Origin of the sequence: Streptomyces sp. NPDC087422 (assembly GCF_044744145.1) — a bacterium.
Taxonomy (GTDB): Bacteria; Actinomycetota; Actinomycetes; order Streptomycetales; family Streptomycetaceae; genus Actinacidiphila.
Genome location: NZ_JBIUXT010000010.1, coordinates 229,154 through 246,946, shown reverse-complemented (window position 1 = coordinate 246,946; position 17,793 = coordinate 229,154). Strand labels below are relative to the sequence as shown.

The window sequence follows — 17,793 nt, the reverse complement described above, 5'->3', positions numbered from 1 at the left end:
ATATGATGCGCGGCATGACTGATGGGCCCGGACAGCAGCCGCAGCCTCCGCAGGAACCCCCCACGAGCGCCCCCGAGGGCGAGCGCGAGGTCCTTGAGGGACGCGTCATCCCCTCTCGGCCCCAGCCGCGCCACGCCGCCGCCCAGGCACCCCCGCAGCAGCCGTCGCCGTACGACGCGCAGGCGCCGCAGGGCCCGCAGCCGCCGTCGGGCCCGGCCGCCGACCAGCCGGCCGGGCCGCCGGGGGGCTACGCGGACGACCCGCGGCGCGGGTTCCGCCACGAGCCCGGACAGTCGCAGCCGCAGGCGCCCTCGTCCGGTCCCGCGTGGTCGCCGCAGGCCGAGCAGCCGGGCGCGTACCAGGTACGGCCCGGCGTCCCCGGCCAGGGCGCGGCCCGGCCGCACGCCTCGCTGCCGCCCGCCGCCGCGGCGCCGGGTGCCGCCGAGACCCCCGCGGCTCCCGCGCCGCCGCCCGGCCCCGCCCCCGCGCGGCCCACCGGCCCGACAGGCCCGCCCTCGGCCGCCCAGACCGCGCCCCGGAGCACGCCCCAGGCCCCCGCCCAGGGCGCACCCCGAAGCCCGTCGCAGAGCCCCCAGGGCGCCCCGCAGGGCGCGCCCGGCATGGGCACCCACCGTCAGCCCTTCCCGCGCCAGCAGCGCGGCGCGGGACAGCGTCGGCAAGGGGCGCACACGCCCGCCTCAGGGCCGGGCGGCCCCCCCTCGGCCGGGACACCCGACTGGGGGGCGCTCGCCGAGCAGCAGGCCGCCAGCGGCGCCAAGCGGCGCAAGCTGATGATGCTCGGCGGCGGGATCGTCGCCGTCGCGGTGATAGCGGGCGGCGTCGCCACCGCCGTCGTGATGTCGGGCGGCTCGGACGACGAGCCGGTGGCCGGGCCGTCCTCGGCCACCAGCGGCGCCACGTCGCAGTCGCCGCTGCCGCCCGCGCCCTCGTTCTCCTCGGTCGCTCCCCCGCCGCCGCCCAACCCGCTGGACTTCATCTCCACCGCCGCCAAGGACACCGCCCCGATCACCGTGGGCGGCCTCTTCCCCGGCAAGCAGTTCCGGATCGGCGGCAACGTCTACTCCCAGACCGCCGCCGCCACCACCGCCAAGTGCGCCGACGGCGCCCGCAGCGAGCTGGCCGCCGCCCTCACCGCCAACGGCTGCCGCAAGCTGATCCGCGCCACCTACGTACGCGGCGGCGTGGCCGTCACCGTCGGCGTCGCCGTCTTCGACGACACCGCCCACGCGGCGAAGGTGCAGAAGACCGCCCACTACCTCGGCCCGCTCAACGGCGGCGGCATCAAGGACTTCTGCCACGCCGTCGCCTGCCAGATGACGTCCAACGCCGTCGGCCGCTACGCCTACTTCACCATCTCCGGCTTCAAGACCGGCAAGACCCTCACCAAGGCCGACACCACCGCCAGGCAGGCCGCCAACGACGCCTCCGACTTCGCCTTCCAGCGCGTCATCCAGCGCGGCCGCGACGCCGCGAGCGCCGCTACCCCGTAACGGCGGCGGCGGCGGGCGCGGCGGGGGCGCACGGCAGGGTCCGTCTGTTGCGGGCCTCCACCGAGCGGGCGGCCAGCTGGTCGTCCGCCGGGTAGCCGACCTCTTCCAGGGTGAGGCCGTGCGGGCGCAGGACCTTGACGGCGGAATGGCGCTCGCGCCCGGCCAGGACCTCGCCGGGGAAGCCGACCGGGCGGTGGCCGTCGCCGACCAGGATCATCGCGCCGATCAGCGCGCGCACCATGTTGTGGCAGAAGGCGTCGGCGCGGACCGTGGCGACCGCGAGACCGTCGGCCGTACGCTCCCAGCGCAGGTCGAGCAGGGTGCGGATGGTCGTGGCGCCCTCGCGCTTCTTGCAGTATGCGGCGAAGTCGTGCTCGCCGAGCAGGAGTTCGGCCGCCGCGTTCATCCGGTCGACGTCCACCGGACGGTCGTGCCACAGCACGTGGCCGCGCAGCAGCGGGTCCACACCGCCGGGGTGGTCGCCGACGCGGTAGGCGTACCGCCGCCAGACCGCCGAGAACCGCGCGTTGAACCCGGCGGGTGCCGCCGAGACGTCCCAGACGCGTACGTCCCACGGCAGCCGTCCGGCCAGCCGGCGGCGCAGATTGCCGCCCTCGGCCGCCCACACGTCCGCGGGCAGGTCCACGTGCGCCACCTGCCCGCGCGCGTGCACCCCGGCGTCGGTGCGCCCCGCGACGGTCAGCTCCACCGGCTCCGCCATCCGCAGCACCGTCGGGATCGCCGCCTCCAACTCCCCCTGCACGGTCCGCCGGGTGCGCTGCTTGGCCCACCCGGAGAAGTCCGTACCGTCGTAGGCCAGATCCAGCCGCACCCGTACGGCGCCGGGCGCCACCTCGTCGCTCACGCGCGCATTCCTCTCAGCGGGATCAGGGAACTCTGGGGACTCAGGGGACTCTGGGAACTCTGGGGACTTCGGGGGCCGGGGATCGCGGGGACCAGCGGAACGGGCCCGTACCCCTCCGGCAGAGGGGTACGGGCCCGCGGGGTCGCTCCCGGGGTCTCAGAACGCTCAGGCGTCCTTGGACTCCTTGGGCTCCTCGTCGGCCGGAGCGGCGTCCTCGACCGCGTCGTCCGCGGTCTCGGGCGTGGCGTCCGCCGGCTCGGAGTCCTTCTTGAGGTCGGCCAGAGCCTCGTCACCGGCGCGGTCCTTGGCGGAACGCTTGGTGGCGGCCTCGGCCTCGCCCGTGGCGGCCTGCGCCACGGTCAGCGCCTCGACCAGCTCGATGACGGCCATCGGCGCGTTGTCGCCGCGGCGGTTACCGACCTTGGTGATCCGGGTGTAGCCACCCGGGCGGTTCTCGTACCGCGGCGCGATCTCGGTGAAGAGCGTGTGGACGACGCTCTTGTCCGTGATCGTCTGCAGCACCTGGCGACGGTTGTGCATGTCGCCCTTCTTCGCCTTGGTGATCAGCCGCTCCGCGACCGGACGCAGACGGCGCGCCTTGGCCTCGGTGGTCTTGATCCTGCCGTGCTCGAACAGCGACTTCGCGAGGTTCGCGAGCAGCAGCTTCTCGTGCGCGGCGCCGCCGCCGAGGCGGGCACCCTTCGCGGGCTGAGGCATGGTCTTTCTCCTTCTCCGCTGCACCGGCCGTACGAGGTACCGATGTCAGTGCGAACTGGCGGCTGCCAGCTCGATGGGGGTCCGGGGCGGGGCCCCGGTGCCTTCCCCGTTCGGTGCGAACCGGGAAGGCGCCCGGCGACGGCCGGGACCAGGGGTCCCGGCCGCGCCGGAGGCGATCAGTACTGCTCGGTCTCCACGAAACCGGCGTCCACGTCGTCGTCGGCGCCGAAGGCGTCGGCGGCGGCGGTGGGGTCGAATCCGGGCGGGCTGTCCTTGAGGGCCAGGCCCATGCCGGCCAGCTTCGCCTTGACCTCGTCGATCGACTTCGCGCCGAAGTTGCGGATGTCGAGCAGGTCGGCCTCGGAGCGTGCCACGAGCTCACCCACGGAGTGGATGCCCTCGCGCTTGAGGCAGTTGTAGGAGCGGACGGTGAGTTCCAGCTCCTCGATCGGCAGCGCCAGGTCAGCGGCCAGGGCGGCGTCCGTGGGGGACGGGCCCATGTCGATGCCCTCGGCGTCGACGTTCAGCTCGCGGGCCAGGCCGAACAGCTCGACCAGGGTCTTGCCCGCGGACGCCATGGCGTCACGGGGGCGCATGGCCTGCTTGGTCTCGACGTCGACGATCAGCTTGTCGAAGTCGGTGCGCTGCTCGACACGGGTCGCCTCGACCTTGTAGGTGACCTTGAGCACCGGGCTGTAGATGGAGTCGACCGGGATGCGGCCGATCTCCTGGCCCTGCTGCTTGTTCTGCACCGCCGAGACGTAGCCGCGACCGCGCTCGACGGTCAGCTCCATCTCCAGCTTGCCCTTGGCGTTCAGCGTCGCCAGGACCAGGTCGGGGTTGTGCACCTCGACACCGGCCGGGGGCGCGATGTCGGCGGCGGTGACGACACCCGGGCCCTGCTTGCGCAGGTACATCACGACCGGCTCGTCGTGCTCCGAGGAGACGACGAGCTGCTTGATGTTGAGGATGACGTCGGTCACGTCCTCCTTGACGCCCGGCACGGTGGTGAACTCGTGCAGGACACCGTCGACCCGGATGCTGGTGACAGCGGCACCGGGGATCGAGGAGAGGAGCGTACGGCGGAGCGAGTTGCCGAGGGTGTAGCCGAAGCCCGGCTCCAGCGGCTCGATCACGAACCGGGAGCGGAATTCGTCGACGACCTCTTCGGTCAACGAGGGACGCTGAGCGATCAGCATGAGTGTCGGTCCTTCATTCGTGGGCGCCCGCTATTTGACGCCCCCTGTACTACGAGGATACGGGCGGTACGACGGTCGTCCGTCGTACCGCCCGGCATCGCCTCGGTCCGTACGCCGAAGTAATTGCTTACTTCGAGTACAGCTCGACGATGAGCTGCTCCTGCACCTGGGTGTCGATCACCTGGCGCTCGGGCAGGCTGTGCACGAGGATCCGCAGCTTGCCGGCGTTGGCTTCGAGCCACGCGGGCACGGTCTTGTCGCCGGCCTCGCCCTGGGCCACCGCGAACGGGGTCAGGTTGCGGGACGACTCGCGGACCTCGACGATGTCGCTCACGGACACACGGGCCGACGGGATGTCGGTCTTGCGGCCGTTGACGGTGATGTGTCCGTGACGGACGAGCTGCCGCGCGTGGTCGCGGGACTTGGCGAAGCCGGCCCGGTACACCACGTTGTCGAGGCGGGTCTCAAGGATGCGGAGAAGGTTCTCACCGGTCTTGCCGGACTTCTGGTTCGCTTCCTTGTAGTAGTTCACGAACTGCTTCTCGAGGACACCGTAGATGCGCGCGCACTTCTGCTTCTCACGAAGCTGGAGAAGGTACTCGCTGTCCTTGGTGCGCCCGCGTCCGTGCTCACCCGGGGGGTAAGGACGGATCTCGATCGGGCACTTCGCGCTCTCGCACTTGCTCCCCTTGAGGAAGAGCTTCTGCTTCTCCCGACGGCAACGCTTGCAGTCGGCCCCGGTGTAACGCGCCATTGTCTCGTGTCTCCTGTATCAGCTTGTCAGACGCGGCGGCGCTTGGGCGGGCGGCAGCCGTTGTGCGGGGTCGGGGTGACGTCCTGGATCGAACCGACCTCGAGGCCCGTGGCCTGGAGGGAGCGGATCGCGGTCTCGCGGCCGGAGCCGGGACCCTTCACGAAGACGTCGACCTTGCGCATGCCGTGCTCCTGCGCCCGGCGGGCGGCCGACTCGGCGGCCATCTGCGCGGCGAAGGGGGTGGACTTGCGCGAGCCCTTGAAGCCGACGTGGCCGGCGGAGGCCCAGGAGATCACGTTGCCCGCGGGGTCGGTGATCGAGACGATCGTGTTGTTGAACGTGCTCTTGATGTGGGCGTGCCCATGAGCGACGTTCTTCTTTTCCTTGCGGCGCACCTTCTTGGCTGCGCCCTGACGGCCCTTAGGAGGCATGTGTCAACTTCTCCCGGTGGAGGTGGTCGGTCCTACAGCGAAGACCGCTGATGAGCGTCCGCTGAGGACTACTTCTTGCCCGGCTTCTTCTTACCGGCGATGGCGCGACGCGGACCCTTGCGGGTACGGGCGTTGGTGTGAGTGCGCTGACCGTGGACCGGCAGGCCACGACGGTGGCGCAGACCCTGGTAGCAGCCGATTTCCACCTTGCGGCGGATGTCGGCCTGCACCTCGCGACGGAGGTCACCCTCGGTCTTGAAGTTGGCATCGACGTACTCGCGCAGCTTGACGAGGTCTTCCTCGGCCAGGTCGCGGACGCGGATGTCGGGGTTCACACCGGTCTCCTTCAGCACCTGCTGGGAGCGGGAGCGCCCGATGCCGAAGACGTAGGTGAGGGCGATCTCCACGCGCTTCTCACGCGGGAGGTCAACGCCTGAAAGGCGTGCCATTTTCTTGGCTCCTGATGGTTTCGGAGGTCTTCCGCAGTACCGGCTCCTGACCGCCGACCGCTCGTGTGCTGAGCGGTGGTACGACCAGGTCCCCGGCCTCCGCCGGAGGTGTCATCCCCTTGTGGCAGGAGATGGGCACTGCGTATGTACGTGTGTGCGTCGCGCGAAGTTCTGCGGATGCAGGTAGGTCGGCGTGCGTCAGCCCTGGCGCTGCTTGTGGCGCAGGTTGTCGCAGATGACCATGACCCGGCCGTGACGGCGGATCACCTTGCACTTGTCGCAGATCTTCTTGACGCTCGGCTTGACCTTCATGAGGTGAGGTTCTCCGGGTCTTGAGATCTACTCGTTGCTACTTGTATCGGTAGACGATCCGTCCGCGCGTCAGGTCGTACGGAGAGAGCTCCACAACGACCCGGTCATCCGGGAGGATGCGGATGTAGTGCATCCGCATCTTGCCGCTGATGTGCGCGAGGACCTTGTGACCGTTCTGCAGCTCCACCTTGAACATCGCGTTCGGCAGAGACTCGATCACGGTGCCCTCGATTTCGATGGCGCCTTGCTTTTTGGCCATGTCCTGCTTTCGGGATCGGCTACCTTGGTCGGCCCCAGACATGCCAAAAGACACGCGAGAGCCGACGTGTCAGTCTACGTCACGCCACCCGGAAAGACGAATCAGGGATGTATGCCCTGCCCCGAAGATCCTTAAGCAGGGGAACGTCAGACCGGTGGATCATCACGCCAGCGGGTCCGGAGCGGTCGTGATGCCGTACTCGGCCAGTTTGGCCTTGCCGCAGGCGAATCCTCTTCACGCCGCTCTCGCGGGCTCGGCGCCTGGGGCGCCTCACAAGCTTCGAGCGGCTGCGCCGGACTCCGTCCGCCGACGGCTCCCCGTCCGACGTCACGCCAGCGGGTCCGGAGCGGTCGTGATGCCGTACTCGGCCAGTTTGGCCTTGCCGCAGTCCTCGGCGGTCAGGACGAGGGGGCCGTCCTCGGTGAGGGCGATGGAGTGCTCCCAGTGGGAGGACCAGGAGCCGTCGTCGGACTTGACCGTCCACTCGTCGGCGAGGACGTGGGTGCGGGGGGTGCCGAGGGTGACCATCGGCTCGATGGCGAGGCAGACGCCGGGGATCAGCTTGATGCCGCGCCCGCGCTTCTTGGTGACGTAGTTCAGCAGGTGCGGGTCCATGTGCATCTGGGTGCCGATGCCGTGGCCCCCGTAGTCCTCGACGATGCCGTACTTGCCGGAGGCGGGCCGCGGCTGGCGGCGGATGTAGCCCTCGATCGCCTTGGAGATGTCCTCCAACCGGTTGCCCTTGCGGAAGGCGGCGATGCCCGCCCACATGGACTCCTCGGTGACCCGGCTCAGCTCGATCAGCTCCGGCGCGTGCCCGCTGCCCACGAAGCACGTGAAGGCCGCGTCGCCGTGCCAGCCGTCGACGATGGCGCCGGCGTCGATGGCGATCATGTCGCCGTCCTTGAGCACCGTCTCGCGGTCCGGGATGCCGTGCACCACCACGTCGTTGACCGACGTGCAGATGTTGCCGGGGAAGCCGCCGTACCCCAGGAAGTTCGGCTTGGCGCCGTGGTCGGCGATCACCTTCGCGGCGACCTCGTCCAGGTCCTTGGTGGTGGCGCCGGGCACCGCCGCGGCGCGCGTCGCCCGGTGGATCGCCGCCACGACCAACCCGGCCTCGCGCATCTTGGCGATCTGCTCGGGGGTCTTGATCTCCACCATGACGGCTGGCGCCTTCCTTGTGTACGTCAGTGCTCGGGCACCGCCAGCCCCCTCGGGGACGGCATGTGCCCACTCAACGATACGGCCGTGGCGCCCGTCAGGGCACCACGGCCGATGCCGTGCTCTGCGGCGGCTACCGCCGCTCGCCCGCGCGCAGCGCGTCCATCGCGCGCTGCGTGACCTCGGCCACCGGGCCGAGCGCCGAGATCGTCACCACAAGGTCCTGCTGCTTGTAGTAGTCGATGATCGGCTCGGTCTCGCGGTGGTAGACCTCGATCCGGTTGCGGACCTTGTCCTCCGCGTCGTCGCTGCGCTGGTACAGCTCGCCGCCGCAGACGTCGCAGACGCCCTCGGTGGCGGGCTTGCTGTACTCGACATGGAAGACGTGCGCGCTGTTGTTGCGGCACACCCGGCGGCCGGCGATCCGCTTGACGACCTCGTCCTCGGGGACCTCCAGGTCGAGCACACCGTCGAGCGCGATCCCGTGCCCGGCCATGTACGCGTCCAGCGCGCGGGCCTGGAACTCGTTGCGCGGAAAGCCGTCGAGCAGGAAGCCCTCCGCCGCGTCCGCCTGCTCCAGGCGGTCCTCCGCCATGCCGATGGTGATCTCGTCAGGTACCAGGTCACCGGCGTCCATGAACGCCTTCGCCTGCTTGCCCAGGTCGGTCCCTTGACTGATGTTGGCGCGGAACAGGTCTCCCGTGGAGATGTGCGGGATCGACAGGTTCTTGGCGAGGAACGCGGCCTGCGTCCCCTTGCCCGCGCCGGGGGGACCGACCAGGACGATTCGCATCAGCGGAGGAACCCTTCGTAGTTACGCTGCTGGAGCTGGCTCTCGATCTGCTTCACCGTCTCCAGACCGACACCCACGATGATCAGGATGCTGGTGCCGCCCAGCGGGAAGCTGCCGTTGCTCCCGTTGAAGACCGCGATGGCGACCGTTGGCACGAGAGCGATGAGACCCAGATACAGCGATCCCGGCCACGTGATGCGATTCAGCACGTAACTCAGGTACTCCGCGGTGGGGCGGCCGGCCCGGATGCCGGGGATGAAGCCACCGTACTTCTTCATATTATCCGCCACTTCCTCGGGGTTAAACGAGATAGCGACGTAGAAGAAGGCGAAGAACACGATCAGCAGGAAGTAGGCGGCCATGTAGATCGGGTGGTCGCCCTTGGTCATGTTGCGGCTGATCCACTGCGCCCAGCCCGCGGTCGACCCGGAGAACTGCACGATCAGCGCCGGGATGTAGAGCAGCGACGACGCGAAGATGACCGGGATCACACCCGCCTGATTGACCTTCAGGGGGATGTACGTGGAGGTGCCGCCGTACGAGCGGCGGCCGATCATGCGCTTCGCGTACTGCACCGGAATTCGGCGCTGGGCCTGTTCGACGAAGACCACCAGGCCGACCATCGCGAGACCGACGGCGATCACCGCGAGGAACTCCACCCAGCCGCCGGCGATCTTGCCGGAGACCTTGATCGCCCACAGCGAGCCGGGGAATCCGGCGGCGATGGCGACGAACATCAGGATCGACATGCCGTTGCCGATGCCCTTGTCGGTGATCAGCTCACCGAGCCACATGATCATCACGGTGCCCGCGGTCATGGTGGTCACCATGGTCACGGTGGTGAAGATCGACTGGTTCGGCACGATGTCGAACTTGTTCTGGCAACTGGAGAACAGGCTGCCGGAGCGGGCGGTGGCGACGAGGCCGGTGCCCTGGAGGACCGCGAGCGCGACGGTCAGGTACCGGGTGTACTGCGTGATCTTGGTGGTGCCCGCCTGGCCCTCCTTCTTGAGGGCCTCCAGGCGTGGGATCACCACCGTGAGGAGCTGCAGGATGATGCTCGCCGTGATGTACGGCATGATCCCGAGCGCGAAGATCGTGAGCTGGAGAAGAGCGCCGCCGCTGAACATGTTCACCAGGCCGAAGAGGCTGTTGCTGCTCTTCGTGTCCTTAATGCACTGGTTGACCACCGAGTAGTCGATCCCCGGCACCGGAACATGCGCACCGAGGCGATAGATCACCACGATGCCCAACGTGAACAGCAGCTTCTTCCGCAGGTCGGGCGTCCTGAACGCCCGTGCGAACGCGGTGAGCACGGTGCCTCCTGCACCCCCCGCGCACGGCGGAAGGACGGTCTGATGAGGTACTGACTGATACGGGCAGATACGGCGCTGGCCATACGGCTGTACCACCCGCGAAAGCACACAGGCTCTGCGAACAGTAACAACCGACGTCACCCTACCCGCGAGGCGGGCTCCCTAGGAATGACCAATCGGCCAAGGAAATACAAGGAAACAACGACCGGGGATGCCCCTAGGTGCTGGGCATCCCCGGTCGTCGTGTGACATCTGACTCAGATGAGTTCGGTCACGGTACCGCCGGCGGCGGTGATCTTCTGCTGGGCGGACCCGGAAACCGCGTCCACGGTCACCTGGAGCGCCACGGTCACCTCGCCGGTGCCGAGCACCTTGACGAGCTGGTTCTTGCGTACCGCGCCCTTGGCGACCAGATCGGCCACCGTGACCTCGCCACCCTCGGGGTAGAGGGTCGCGAGCTTGTCCAGGTTGACGACCTGGTACTCGGTGCGGAACGGGTTCTTGAAGCCCTTGAGCTTCGGGAGACGCATGTGGAGGGGCATCTGCCCGCCCTCGAAGCGCTCCGGAACCTGGTAGCGGGCCTTGGTGCCCTTGGTGCCACGACCGGCCGTCTTGCCCTTGGACGCCTCGCCACGACCCACACGGGTCTTGGCGGTCTTGGCGCCGGGGGCCGGACGGAGGTTGTGGATCTTGATCGGGCTTTCGTTACCCATGATCAGTCGACCTCCTCGACCGTGACGAGGTGGCGGACGGTCTGGACCATGCCGCGGATCTCCGGCCGGTCCTCCTTGACCACCACGTCGTTCAGCCGCTTCAGGCCGAGCGACCGCAGGGTGTCACGGTGGTTCTGCTTGCTGCCGATGTAGGACTTGGTCTGGGTGACCTTGAGGCGAGCCATTACGCACCCACCCCGGCACGCGCACGCAGCAGGGCGGCGGGCGCGACGTCCTCGATCGGCAGACCGCGGCGGGCGGCGATCTCCTCGGGGCGCTGAAGCCCCTGGAGCGCGGCCACCGTGGCGTGCACGATGTTGATCGCGTTGTCCGAGCCGAGGCTCTTGGACAGCACGTCGTGGATACCGGCGCACTCCAGAACGGCGCGCACCGGGCCACCGGCGATCACACCGGTACCGGGGGAAGCGGGCTTGAGCAGGACGACGCCCGCGGCCTTCTCGCCCTGGATCGGGTGCGGGATGGTGCCCTGGATACGGGGGACCTTGAAGAAGTGCTTCTTGGCCTCCTCCACACCCTTGGCGATGGCGGCCGGCACCTCCTTGGCCTTGCCGTAACCGACACCCACGGTGCCGTCACCGTCGCCCACCACGACCAGCGCGGTGAAGCTGAAGCGACGACCACCCTTCACAACCTTGGCGACGCGATTGATCGCGACGACACGCTCGACATAGGCGGTCTTCTCGGCCTGCTGGCCGCCGTCCCGCCGGTCCTTACGGTCCCGTCGCTCGCCGCCACCGGCACCGCTTCCGCGGCGCTGGGGTCCAGCCATTGGAATTACCTCTCTTCGTTTTCCGCTAGCTACGGAACCGGATCAGAACTTCAGTCCGGCTTCGCGGGCGGCGTCCGCCAGGGCGGCGATGCGCCCCGCGTACTGGTTGCCGCCACGGTCGAACACGACAGCCTCGACGCCCTTGGCCTTCGCACGCTCGGCCACGAGCTGGCCGACCTGCTTGGCCTTGGCGCTCTTGTCGCCTTCGCCGCCGCGGATGGACGCGTCGAGGGTCGACGCGGACGCGAGCGTGTGGCCCGCGAGATCGTCGATGACCTGCGCCACGATGCCACGGTTGGAACGGGTCACGACCAGACGCGGACGCGCCTCCGTGCCCGAGACCCGCTTGCGGACGCGGATGTGGCGACGCTTGAGTGCCGCACCCTTGTACGCCTTGCCCTTGGCGATCTTCACACCGTATGCCATGGCTACTTACCAGCCTTTCCGACCTTGCGGCGGATGACCTCGCCGGCGTACTTGACGCCCTTGGCCTTGTACGGGTCGGGCTTCCGCAGCTTGCGGATGTTGGCGGCCACCTCGCCGACCTTCTGCTTGTCGATGCCCTCGACGGAGAACTTCGTCGGGTTCTCGACCTTGAAGGAGATCCCCTCGGGGGCCTCGACGAGAATCGGGTGGCTGTAGCCCAGGGCGAACTCCAGGTTGGAGCCCTTCGCCTGGACGCGGTAGCCGACACCGCTGATTTCGAGCTGCTTGCTGTAGCCCGCGGTCACGCCGGTGATCATGTTCGCCACCAGCGTGCGGGACAGGCCGTGCAGGGCCTTCGAGACACGCTCGTCGTTGGGGCGGGTGACCAGCAGAGTGCCGTCCTCGCCCTTGGCGATCTCGATCGGCGCGGCAACGGTGTGCGAAAGGGAACCCTTGGGGCCCTTCACAGCGACCGTGCGGCCGTCGATGGTGACGTCCACTCCGGCGGGAACCGAGATGGGCAGCTTGCCGATGCGCGACATTGCTATACCTCGCTTTCCCGGTTACCAGACGTAGGCGAGGACTTCCCCACCCACGCCCTTCTTCTGCGCCTGCTGGCCGGTGAGCAGCCCGTGGGACGTGGAGATGATCGCCACGCCCAGGCCGCCGAGCACCTTCGGCAGGTTGGTGGACTTCGCGTAGACCCGCAGACCAGGCTTGCTGATCCGCTTGATCCCGGCGATGGAGCGCTGCCGCTCCGGACCGAACTTCAGCTCGAGGATGAGGTTCTTGCCGACCTCGGCGTCCTCGACCTTCCAGCCGGTGATGTAACCCTCCTGCTGGAGGATCTCCGCGATGTGCGACTTGATCTTGCTGAACGGCATCTCGACGTCGTCGTGGTACGCCGAGTTGGCGTTACGCAGACGGGTCAGCATGTCCGCGATGGGGTCGGTCATGGTCATGAGTTGGCCCTGGGCCTCTCTCGCCGGGGTTTCCTATCTGTGCCATCCCTCTCCCCGAGAGGTGCGCCGCACGGTGGCGGACACGTCGGGACGGGTGCGGTACGGGGACCTACGGCGTAGTAAGTCGAATCGGGCGGCGGACGCCCAACCCTTCTACCTTACGGGAAAAAGGTTGGGCCCCCGACCGTCCAGATGCTTACCGAGAGTTCCTGGTGATCCGGATTGCCCGGACTACCAGGAGCTCTTGGTCACGCCCGGCAGCTCGCCACGGTGGGCCATCTCACGAAGGCACACGCGGCACAGGCCGAACTTGCGGTAGACGGAGTGCGGCCGGCCGCAGCGCTGGCAGCGGTTGTACGCGCGCACAGCGAACTTCGGCTTACGAGCGGCCTTGGCAATGAGAGCCTTCTTCGCCACGGCTCACGCCTCCTTGAACGGGAAGCCGAGGTGACGAAGGAGGGCGCGGCCCTCATCGTCGTTGGTCGCCGTGGTGACCACGGTGATGTCCATACCCCGGACGCGGTCGATCTTGTCCTGGTCGATCTCGTGGAACATGACCTGCTCCGTGAGACCGAAGGTGTAGTTGCCCCGGCCGTCGAACTGCTTCGGCGACAGACCGCGGAAGTCGCGGATACGCGGGAGCGCGAGCGACAGCAGGCGGTCCAGGAACTCCCACATGCGGTCACCGCGGAGGGTGACGTGGGCGCCGATCGGCTGACCCTCACGCAGCTTGAACTGCGCGATGGACTTCCGGGCCTTGGTGACCTGCGGCTTCTGGCCGGTGATCGTGGCGAGGTCGCGGATGGCGCCCTCGATCAGCTTGGAGTCGCGGGCGGCGTCGCCCACACCCATGTTGACCACGATCTTGGTGAGACCGGGAATCTGCATGACGTTCTCGTACGAGAACTCGTCGCGCAGCTTGCCCGCGATCTCCTCGCGGTAGCGCGTCTTGAGACGCGGCTGTGCGTGCGTCGTAGCGGTGTCAGTCATCAGATGTCCTCACCGGTCCGCTTGGCAACGCGGATCTTGTTGCCCTCGTCGTCGAACCGGTAGCCGACGCGGGTCACGACCTTGTTGCCGTCCTTCTCAACAACGAGCTGCACGTTGCTGACGTGGATGGGCGCCTCGGTGGTGATGATGCCGCCGGTCTTCGAACCGCGGTCGGTCTGGCCGGCCTTGGTGTGCTTCTTGACCCGGTTGACACCCTCGACGAGGACACGGTCGAGCGCGGGGTAGGCAACGATGACCTTGCCCTGCTTGCCCTTGTCCTTACCGGTGATGACCTGGACCAGGTCGCCCTTCTTGATCTTCATCGGTTACAGCACCTCCGGCGCGAGCGAGACGATCTTCATGAACTTCTTCTCGCGCAGCTCACGGCCCACCGGGCCGAAGATACGGGTGCCGCGGGGGTCGCCGTCGTTCTTGAGGATGACGGCGGCGTTCTCGTCGAACCGGATGTACGAGCCGTCGGCGCGACGGCGCTCCTTGACGGTCCGGACGATGACCGCCTTGACGACCTCGCCCTTCTTCACGTTGCCACCGGGGATCGCGTCCTTGACGGTGGCGACGATGACGTCACCGATTCCCGCGTAGCGGCGACCCGAGCCACCGAGAACACGGATGCAAAGGATCTCCTTGGCACCAGTGTTGTCGGCGACACGAAGTCGCGACTCCTGCTGGATCACGTCTATCTCCTGTTTGTCGCGTCGGTTCCCGGCGGGGCCCACTCACGGGGAGCGGGCCACCGCCGAGCCTGACGGAACGGTCCTGAGGGAGTGCCCTCAGGGATTACTTGGCCTTCTCGAGGATCTCGACGACGCGCCACCGCTTGGTCGCGGAGGTCGGCCGGGTCTCCATGAGGAGGACCCGGTCGCCGATGCCCGCGGCGTTCTGCTCGTCGTGCGCCTTGAGCTTGTTGGTGCGGCGGATGACCTTGCCGTACAGGGCGTGCTTCACACGGTCCTCGACGGCGACCACTACGGTCTTGTCCATCTTGTCGCTGACCACAAGGCCCTCGCGGGTCTTGCGGAAGCCGCGCTGCTCGTCGGTCGTCTCAGTCACATTCTTCTCGCTCATCAGGCGCTCTCCACCGTCTCCACCGTCTCGATGCCCAGCTCACGCTCGTGCATCAACGTGTAGATCCGGGCGATGTCCTTGCGGACCACCTTGAGCCGGCTGTTGTTCTCGAGCTGCCCGGTGGCCCCTTGGAAGCGGAGGTTGAACAGCTCCTCCTTCGCCTCGCGCAGCTTGTTGACGAGCTCCTCGTCACCAAGCTGGCGCAGCTCGGAAGCCTTGGTACCGGCCGCCATCACGACTCACCTGCCTCGCGCCGCACGATGCGGCACTTCATCGGAAGCTTGTGCGCGGCGCGGGTCAGCGCCTCACGAGCAACCTTCTCGTTCGGGAATGACAGCTCGAACATCACCCGACCGGGCTTGACGTTCGCGATCCACCACTCGGGAGAACCCTTACCGGAACCCATGCGGGTCTCGGCGGGCTTCTTGGTCAGCGGGCGGTCCGGGTAGATGTTGATCCAGACCTTGCCGCCGCGCTTGATGTGACGGGTGATGGAGATACGAGCGGACTCGATCTGCCGGTTGGTCACGTAGGCGGGCGTGACGGCCTGAAGGCCGTACTCGCCGAACGCCAGCTCCGTGCCGCCCTTGGCCATTCCGTCGCGCCCGGGGTGGTGCTGCTTGCGGTGCTTGACCCTACGGGGGATCAGCATGGTACTTAGCCTTCCGTTCCGGGGGTCTCCGCGGCTGCTGCCGGGGCCTCGACGGCAGGAACATCCGTCTTGGAGGCCGGGGAGCCGGACGCGCCGTCGGTCTGAGGACGACGGCCGCCACCGCCACCGCGGCCACCGCGCTCGCCACCGCGGCGCTGCGGACGCTCGTTGCCGCCACCACGCGCCGGGCGGTTGCCCGCACGGGCCGCGGCGTTGTCGGCGCGGACCTCGGCGATGTTCTTGACGTCGCCCTTGTAGATCCACACCTTGACACCGATACGGCCGAAGGTGGTCTTGGCCTCGAAGAAGCCGTAGTCCACGTTGGCGCGCAGGGTGTGCAGCGGGACACGGCCCTCGCGGTAGAACTCGGAGCGGGACATCTCGGCGCCGCCGAGGCGGCCACCGCACTGGATCTTGATGCCCTTGGCGCCGGCCTTCATGGTGCCCTGCATGCTCTTGCGCATGGCACGGCGGAAGGAGACGCGCGAGGAGAGCTGCTCGGCGACGGCCTGGGCCACCAACTGAGCGTCCATCTCCGGGTTCTTGACCTCGAGGATGTTGAGCTGGACCTGCTTGCCGGTCAGCTTCTCCAGGTCACCGCGGATGCGGTCGGCCTCCGCGCCGCGACGGCCGATGACGATGCCCGGCCGGGCGGTGTGGATGTCGACGCGGACGCGGTCACGGGTGCGCTCGATCTCCACCTTGGAGATACCGGCGCGCTCCATGCCCTGCGTCATCATCTTGCGGATGGCCACGTCTTCCTTGACGTAGTCCTTGTACAGCTTGTCGGCGTACCAGCGGGACTTGAAGTCCGTGGTGATGCCGAGGCGGAACCCGTACGGGTTTACCTTCTGGCCCATTACCGGGTCTCTCCCTTGCTGGCGACGACCACGGTGATGTGGCTGGTCCGCTTGCGGATGCGGTAGGCGCGGCCCTGGGCGCGCGGCCGGAACCGCTTGAGGGTCGGACCCTCGTCCACATACGCCTCGCTGATGAACAGCGACTCGGCGTCGGTGTGGTCGTAGTTGTGCGCGGCGTTGGCAATGGCGCTGTCCAGCACCTTGCCGACCGGCACGCTCGCGGCCTGCGGGGTGAAACGCAGGACCGCCTGAGCCTCCGTGGCGTCCATGCCACGGATGAGGTCCACCACGCGGCGGGCCTTCATGGGCGTGACGCGGATGTACCGCGCCTGGGCCCTGGCTTCCATGGTTGTCCCTTCAGTGTCTGTCTTCGTCGTCACGGTTCAGCCCGCTCAGCGACGCCGCGACTTGCGGTCGTCCTTCTCGTGCCCGCGGAAGGTGCGGGTCGGTGCGAACTCGCCGAGCTTGTGGCCGACCATCGACTCAGTGACGAACACCGGGACGTGCTTACGGCCGTCGTGCACCGCGATCGTGTGACCCAGCATCGCCGGGATGATCATCGAGCGGCGGGACCAGGTCTTGATGACGTTCTTGGTGCCTGCTTCGTTCTGTACGTCCACCTTCTTGATCAGGTGGTCGTCGACGAAGGGCCCCTTCTTGAGACTGCGCGGCATCTAAACCCGCTCCTAGCGCTTCTTGTTCGTCTTGCGGCGGCGGACGATGTACTTGCTCGATGCCTTCTTCGGCGAGCGAGTACGACCTTCCTTCTGACCCCACGGGGAGACCGGGTGGCGACCACCGGAGGTCTTGCCCTCACCACCACCGTGCGGGTGGTCCACCGGGTTCATGGCGACACCGCGGACGGTCGGGCGGACGCCCTTCCAGCGCATGCGGCCGGCCTTGCCCCAGTTGATGTTCGACTGCTCGGCGTTGCCGACCTCGCCGATCGTGGCGCGGCAGCGGACGTCGACCATGCGGACTTCACCGGACGGCATGCGAAGGGTGGCCATGGTGCCTTCCTTCGCCAGTAGCTGGACGGAAGCGCCCGCGGAGCGGGAGATCTTCGCGCCGCCACCGGGCCGCAGCTCGATCGCGTGGATCGTCGTACCCACCGGGATGTTGCGCAGCGGCAGGTTGTTGCCCGGCTTGATGTCGGCGTTGGGGCCGTTCTCGATCCGGTCACCCTGCTGGAGCTTCGCGGGGGCGAGGATGTAGCGCTTCTCGCCGTCCGCGTAGTGCAGCAGCGCGATGCGCGCGGTGCGGTTGGGGTCGTACTCGATGTGCGCGACCTTGGCGGGCACGCCGTCCTTGTCATGGCGACGGAAGTCGATGACACGGTAGGCGCGCTTGTGGCCACCGCCTTGGTGGCGGACGGTCACACGACCGGCGTTGTTACGGCCGCCCTTGCTGTGCAGCGGGCGGACCAGCGACTTCTCCGGCGTGGACCGCGTGATCTCGACAAAGTCGGCGACGCTGGAGCCACGACGGCCCGGAGTCGTCGGCTTGTACTTGCGGATACCCATTTCTCAGTCCTCGGATGAATT

The 17,793-nt window shown here is 68.0% G+C and carries 29 protein-coding genes; 1 reads left to right on the top strand and 28 read right to left on the bottom strand.

Features of this window, described 5'->3' with window-relative positions; genetic code table 11:
• Window positions 1-14: 14 nt before the first annotated feature.
• On the top strand, window positions 15-1,511 hold the full coding sequence (locus ACIO6U_RS28610) for a hypothetical protein (protein WP_401723438.1): 1,497 nt from the start codon (window positions 15-17) through the stop codon (window positions 1,509-1,511).
• Here ACIO6U_RS28610 and truA read toward each other — a convergent pair.
• The 28 genes from truA to rplB all read right to left on the bottom strand — a co-directional run bounded on the left by truA (window position 1,501) and on the right by rplB (window position 17,772).
• Window positions 1,501-2,376, bottom strand: coding sequence for a tRNA pseudouridine(38-40) synthase TruA (truA, locus tag ACIO6U_RS28605; RefSeq protein ID WP_401723436.1), 876 nt, complete (start codon window positions 2,374-2,376; stop codon window positions 1,501-1,503). The two genes, ACIO6U_RS28610 and truA, sit on opposite strands and share 11 nt — an antisense overlap.
• Window positions 2,377-2,541: 165 nt before the next feature.
• Window positions 2,542-3,093 (bottom strand): 50S ribosomal protein L17, encoded by a 552-nt coding sequence (rplQ, locus tag ACIO6U_RS28600; protein ID WP_355340186.1) that lies wholly within the window; start codon window positions 3,091-3,093, stop codon window positions 2,542-2,544.
• Between the two features lie 176 nt (window positions 3,094-3,269).
• Complete coding sequence (locus tag ACIO6U_RS28595; RefSeq protein ID WP_033177813.1) at window positions 3,270-4,292, bottom strand: DNA-directed RNA polymerase subunit alpha; 1,023 nt, start codon at window positions 4,290-4,292, stop codon at window positions 3,270-3,272.
• Window positions 4,293-4,419: 127 nt separating this feature from the next.
• Window positions 4,420-5,046 (bottom strand): 30S ribosomal protein S4, encoded by a 627-nt coding sequence (gene rpsD, locus ACIO6U_RS28590; protein WP_355340190.1) that lies wholly within the window; start codon window positions 5,044-5,046, stop codon window positions 4,420-4,422.
• A gap of 26 nt (window positions 5,047-5,072) precedes the next feature.
• The gene (gene rpsK, locus ACIO6U_RS28585) at window positions 5,073-5,477 is read right to left on the bottom strand and encodes a 30S ribosomal protein S11 (protein WP_006376016.1); all 405 of its coding nucleotides are present in this window, start codon (window positions 5,475-5,477) and stop codon (window positions 5,073-5,075) included.
• 68 nt (window positions 5,478-5,545) lie between these two features.
• A complete protein-coding gene (gene rpsM / locus ACIO6U_RS28580; protein ID WP_188284659.1) occupies window positions 5,546-5,926 on the bottom strand; it encodes a 30S ribosomal protein S13 in 381 nt (126 codons plus the stop codon).
• A gap of 198 nt (window positions 5,927-6,124) precedes the next feature.
• Window positions 6,125-6,238, bottom strand: a complete 114-nt coding sequence (gene rpmJ / locus ACIO6U_RS28575) for a 50S ribosomal protein L36 (RefSeq protein WP_003956441.1) — start codon at window positions 6,236-6,238, stop codon at window positions 6,125-6,127.
• A 37-nt stretch (window positions 6,239-6,275) separates the two neighbouring features.
• Window positions 6,276-6,497, bottom strand: coding sequence for a translation initiation factor IF-1 (infA, locus tag ACIO6U_RS28570; RefSeq protein WP_003956442.1), 222 nt, complete (start codon window positions 6,495-6,497; stop codon window positions 6,276-6,278).
• A gap of 327 nt (window positions 6,498-6,824) precedes the next feature.
• Window positions 6,825-7,661 carry a type I methionyl aminopeptidase gene (gene map, locus ACIO6U_RS28565; RefSeq protein ID WP_355340194.1) on the bottom strand — a complete coding sequence of 279 codons (837 nt, stop codon included), beginning with the start codon at window positions 7,659-7,661 and terminating at the stop codon, window positions 6,825-6,827.
• Between the two features lie 133 nt (window positions 7,662-7,794).
• The gene (locus ACIO6U_RS28560) at window positions 7,795-8,454 is read right to left on the bottom strand and encodes an adenylate kinase (protein ID WP_355340197.1); all 660 of its coding nucleotides are present in this window, start codon (window positions 8,452-8,454) and stop codon (window positions 7,795-7,797) included.
• Window positions 8,454-9,770: a preprotein translocase subunit SecY gene (gene secY, locus ACIO6U_RS28555; RefSeq protein ID WP_093713225.1), complete on the bottom strand. Its 1,317-nt coding sequence runs from the start codon at window positions 9,768-9,770 to the stop codon at window positions 8,454-8,456. Before secY ends, ACIO6U_RS28560 begins: the two co-directional genes overlap by 1 nt.
• A gap of 257 nt (window positions 9,771-10,027) precedes the next feature.
• Window positions 10,028-10,483 (bottom strand): 50S ribosomal protein L15, encoded by a 456-nt coding sequence (gene rplO, locus ACIO6U_RS28550; RefSeq protein ID WP_355340200.1) that lies wholly within the window; start codon window positions 10,481-10,483, stop codon window positions 10,028-10,030.
• 2 nt (window positions 10,484-10,485) lie between these two features.
• On the bottom strand, window positions 10,486-10,668 hold the full coding sequence (gene rpmD, locus ACIO6U_RS28545) for a 50S ribosomal protein L30 (RefSeq protein ID WP_030890715.1): 183 nt from the start codon (window positions 10,666-10,668) through the stop codon (window positions 10,486-10,488).
• Window positions 10,668-11,273, bottom strand: a complete 606-nt coding sequence (rpsE, locus tag ACIO6U_RS28540; RefSeq protein WP_093713222.1) for a 30S ribosomal protein S5 — start codon at window positions 11,271-11,273, stop codon at window positions 10,668-10,670. The genes rpmD and rpsE overlap by 1 nt, the downstream gene beginning before the upstream one ends.
• A gap of 42 nt (window positions 11,274-11,315) precedes the next feature.
• Window positions 11,316-11,699 carry a 50S ribosomal protein L18 gene (gene rplR, locus ACIO6U_RS28535; protein WP_188284655.1) on the bottom strand — a complete coding sequence of 128 codons (384 nt, stop codon included), beginning with the start codon at window positions 11,697-11,699 and terminating at the stop codon, window positions 11,316-11,318.
• Window positions 11,700-11,701: 2 nt separating this feature from the next.
• Entirely contained in the window at window positions 11,702-12,241 is a 540-nt protein-coding gene (gene rplF / locus ACIO6U_RS28530) for a 50S ribosomal protein L6 (RefSeq protein WP_188284654.1), read from the bottom strand.
• A gap of 21 nt (window positions 12,242-12,262) precedes the next feature.
• Window positions 12,263-12,661 carry a 30S ribosomal protein S8 gene (gene rpsH / locus ACIO6U_RS28525; protein WP_355340206.1) on the bottom strand — a complete coding sequence of 133 codons (399 nt, stop codon included), beginning with the start codon at window positions 12,659-12,661 and terminating at the stop codon, window positions 12,263-12,265.
• 231 nt (window positions 12,662-12,892) lie between these two features.
• Window positions 12,893-13,078, bottom strand: coding sequence for a type Z 30S ribosomal protein S14 (locus ACIO6U_RS28520; protein WP_030890724.1), 186 nt, complete (start codon window positions 13,076-13,078; stop codon window positions 12,893-12,895).
• 3 nt (window positions 13,079-13,081) lie between these two features.
• The gene (gene rplE, locus ACIO6U_RS28515) at window positions 13,082-13,651 is read right to left on the bottom strand and encodes a 50S ribosomal protein L5 (RefSeq protein WP_188284652.1); all 570 of its coding nucleotides are present in this window, start codon (window positions 13,649-13,651) and stop codon (window positions 13,082-13,084) included.
• The gene (rplX, locus tag ACIO6U_RS28510; protein ID WP_188284651.1) at window positions 13,651-13,974 is read right to left on the bottom strand and encodes a 50S ribosomal protein L24; all 324 of its coding nucleotides are present in this window, start codon (window positions 13,972-13,974) and stop codon (window positions 13,651-13,653) included. Before rplX ends, rplE begins: the two co-directional genes overlap by 1 nt.
• Before the next feature lie 3 nt (window positions 13,975-13,977).
• The gene (gene rplN, locus ACIO6U_RS28505; protein WP_031524788.1) at window positions 13,978-14,346 is read right to left on the bottom strand and encodes a 50S ribosomal protein L14; all 369 of its coding nucleotides are present in this window, start codon (window positions 14,344-14,346) and stop codon (window positions 13,978-13,980) included.
• A 103-nt stretch (window positions 14,347-14,449) separates the two neighbouring features.
• On the bottom strand, window positions 14,450-14,737 hold the full coding sequence (gene rpsQ, locus ACIO6U_RS28500) for a 30S ribosomal protein S17 (RefSeq protein ID WP_188284650.1): 288 nt from the start codon (window positions 14,735-14,737) through the stop codon (window positions 14,450-14,452).
• Complete coding sequence (rpmC, locus tag ACIO6U_RS28495) at window positions 14,737-14,970, bottom strand: 50S ribosomal protein L29 (RefSeq protein WP_093713214.1); 234 nt, start codon at window positions 14,968-14,970, stop codon at window positions 14,737-14,739. The genes rpsQ and rpmC overlap by 1 nt, the downstream gene beginning before the upstream one ends.
• Window positions 14,970-15,389: a 50S ribosomal protein L16 gene (rplP, locus tag ACIO6U_RS28490; RefSeq protein ID WP_188284648.1), complete on the bottom strand. Its 420-nt coding sequence runs from the start codon at window positions 15,387-15,389 to the stop codon at window positions 14,970-14,972. Before rplP ends, rpmC begins: the two co-directional genes overlap by 1 nt.
• Window positions 15,390-15,394: 5 nt before the next feature.
• A complete protein-coding gene (rpsC, locus tag ACIO6U_RS28485; protein WP_355340213.1) occupies window positions 15,395-16,249 on the bottom strand; it encodes a 30S ribosomal protein S3 in 855 nt (284 codons plus the stop codon).
• Complete coding sequence (gene rplV / locus ACIO6U_RS28480; RefSeq protein ID WP_188284646.1) at window positions 16,249-16,596, bottom strand: 50S ribosomal protein L22; 348 nt, start codon at window positions 16,594-16,596, stop codon at window positions 16,249-16,251. The genes rpsC and rplV overlap by 1 nt, the downstream gene beginning before the upstream one ends.
• A 45-nt stretch (window positions 16,597-16,641) precedes the next feature.
• The gene (gene rpsS, locus ACIO6U_RS28475; RefSeq protein WP_033177798.1) at window positions 16,642-16,923 is read right to left on the bottom strand and encodes a 30S ribosomal protein S19; all 282 of its coding nucleotides are present in this window, start codon (window positions 16,921-16,923) and stop codon (window positions 16,642-16,644) included.
• A gap of 12 nt (window positions 16,924-16,935) precedes the next feature.
• Complete coding sequence (gene rplB, locus ACIO6U_RS28470; protein ID WP_073492405.1) at window positions 16,936-17,772, bottom strand: 50S ribosomal protein L2; 837 nt, start codon at window positions 17,770-17,772, stop codon at window positions 16,936-16,938.
• Window positions 17,773-17,793 lie beyond the last annotated feature (21 nt).

What these genes read in the sequence shown, in the direction of transcription:
- ACIO6U_RS28610 (WP_401723438.1), top strand. Translation starts at nt 15, where the DNA reads ATGACTGATGGGCCCGGACAGCAGCCGCAGCCTCCGCAGGAACCCCCC.
- rplQ (WP_355340186.1), bottom strand. Translation starts at nt 3,093, where the DNA reads ATGCCTCAGCCCGCGAAGGGTGCCCGCCTCGGCGGCGGCGCCGCGCAC.
- ACIO6U_RS28595 (WP_033177813.1), bottom strand. Translation starts at nt 4,292, where the DNA reads ATGCTGATCGCTCAGCGTCCCTCGTTGACCGAAGAGGTCGTCGACGAA.
- rpsD (WP_355340190.1), bottom strand. Translation starts at nt 5,046, where the DNA reads ATGGCGCGTTACACCGGGGCCGACTGCAAGCGTTGCCGTCGGGAGAAG.
- rpsK (WP_006376016.1), bottom strand. Translation starts at nt 5,477, where the DNA reads ATGCCTCCTAAGGGCCGTCAGGGCGCAGCCAAGAAGGTGCGCCGCAAG.
- rpsM (WP_188284659.1), bottom strand. Translation starts at nt 5,926, where the DNA reads ATGGCACGCCTTTCAGGCGTTGACCTCCCGCGTGAGAAGCGCGTGGAG.
- rpmJ (WP_003956441.1), bottom strand. Translation starts at nt 6,238, where the DNA reads ATGAAGGTCAAGCCGAGCGTCAAGAAGATCTGCGACAAGTGCAAGGTG.
- infA (WP_003956442.1), bottom strand. Translation starts at nt 6,497, where the DNA reads ATGGCCAAAAAGCAAGGCGCCATCGAAATCGAGGGCACCGTGATCGAG.
- map (WP_355340194.1), bottom strand. Translation starts at nt 7,661, where the DNA reads ATGGTGGAGATCAAGACCCCCGAGCAGATCGCCAAGATGCGCGAGGCC.
- ACIO6U_RS28560 (WP_355340197.1), bottom strand. Translation starts at nt 8,454, where the DNA reads ATGCGAATCGTCCTGGTCGGTCCCCCCGGCGCGGGCAAGGGGACGCAG.
- rplO (WP_355340200.1), bottom strand. Translation starts at nt 10,483, where the DNA reads ATGGGTAACGAAAGCCCGATCAAGATCCACAACCTCCGTCCGGCCCCC.
- rpmD (WP_030890715.1), bottom strand. Translation starts at nt 10,668, where the DNA reads ATGGCTCGCCTCAAGGTCACCCAGACCAAGTCCTACATCGGCAGCAAG.
- rpsE (WP_093713222.1), bottom strand. Translation starts at nt 11,273, where the DNA reads ATGGCTGGACCCCAGCGCCGCGGAAGCGGTGCCGGTGGCGGCGAGCGA.
- rplR (WP_188284655.1), bottom strand. Translation starts at nt 11,699, where the DNA reads ATGGCATACGGTGTGAAGATCGCCAAGGGCAAGGCGTACAAGGGTGCG.
- rplF (WP_188284654.1), bottom strand. Translation starts at nt 12,241, where the DNA reads ATGTCGCGCATCGGCAAGCTGCCCATCTCGGTTCCCGCCGGAGTGGAC.
- rpsH (WP_355340206.1), bottom strand. Translation starts at nt 12,661, where the DNA reads ATGACCATGACCGACCCCATCGCGGACATGCTGACCCGTCTGCGTAAC.
- rplE (WP_188284652.1), bottom strand. Translation starts at nt 13,651, where the DNA reads ATGACTGACACCGCTACGACGCACGCACAGCCGCGTCTCAAGACGCGC.
- rplX (WP_188284651.1), bottom strand. Translation starts at nt 13,974, where the DNA reads ATGAAGATCAAGAAGGGCGACCTGGTCCAGGTCATCACCGGTAAGGAC.
- rpsQ (WP_188284650.1), bottom strand. Translation starts at nt 14,737, where the DNA reads ATGAGCGAGAAGAATGTGACTGAGACGACCGACGAGCAGCGCGGCTTC.
- rpmC (WP_093713214.1), bottom strand. Translation starts at nt 14,970, where the DNA reads ATGGCGGCCGGTACCAAGGCTTCCGAGCTGCGCCAGCTTGGTGACGAG.
- rplP (WP_188284648.1), bottom strand. Translation starts at nt 15,389, where the DNA reads ATGCTGATCCCCCGTAGGGTCAAGCACCGCAAGCAGCACCACCCCGGG.
- rpsC (WP_355340213.1), bottom strand. Translation starts at nt 16,249, where the DNA reads ATGGGCCAGAAGGTAAACCCGTACGGGTTCCGCCTCGGCATCACCACG.
- rplV (WP_188284646.1), bottom strand. Translation starts at nt 16,596, where the DNA reads ATGGAAGCCAGGGCCCAGGCGCGGTACATCCGCGTCACGCCCATGAAG.
- rpsS (WP_033177798.1), bottom strand. Translation starts at nt 16,923, where the DNA reads ATGCCGCGCAGTCTCAAGAAGGGGCCCTTCGTCGACGACCACCTGATC.
- rplB (WP_073492405.1), bottom strand. Translation starts at nt 17,772, where the DNA reads ATGGGTATCCGCAAGTACAAGCCGACGACTCCGGGCCGTCGTGGCTCC.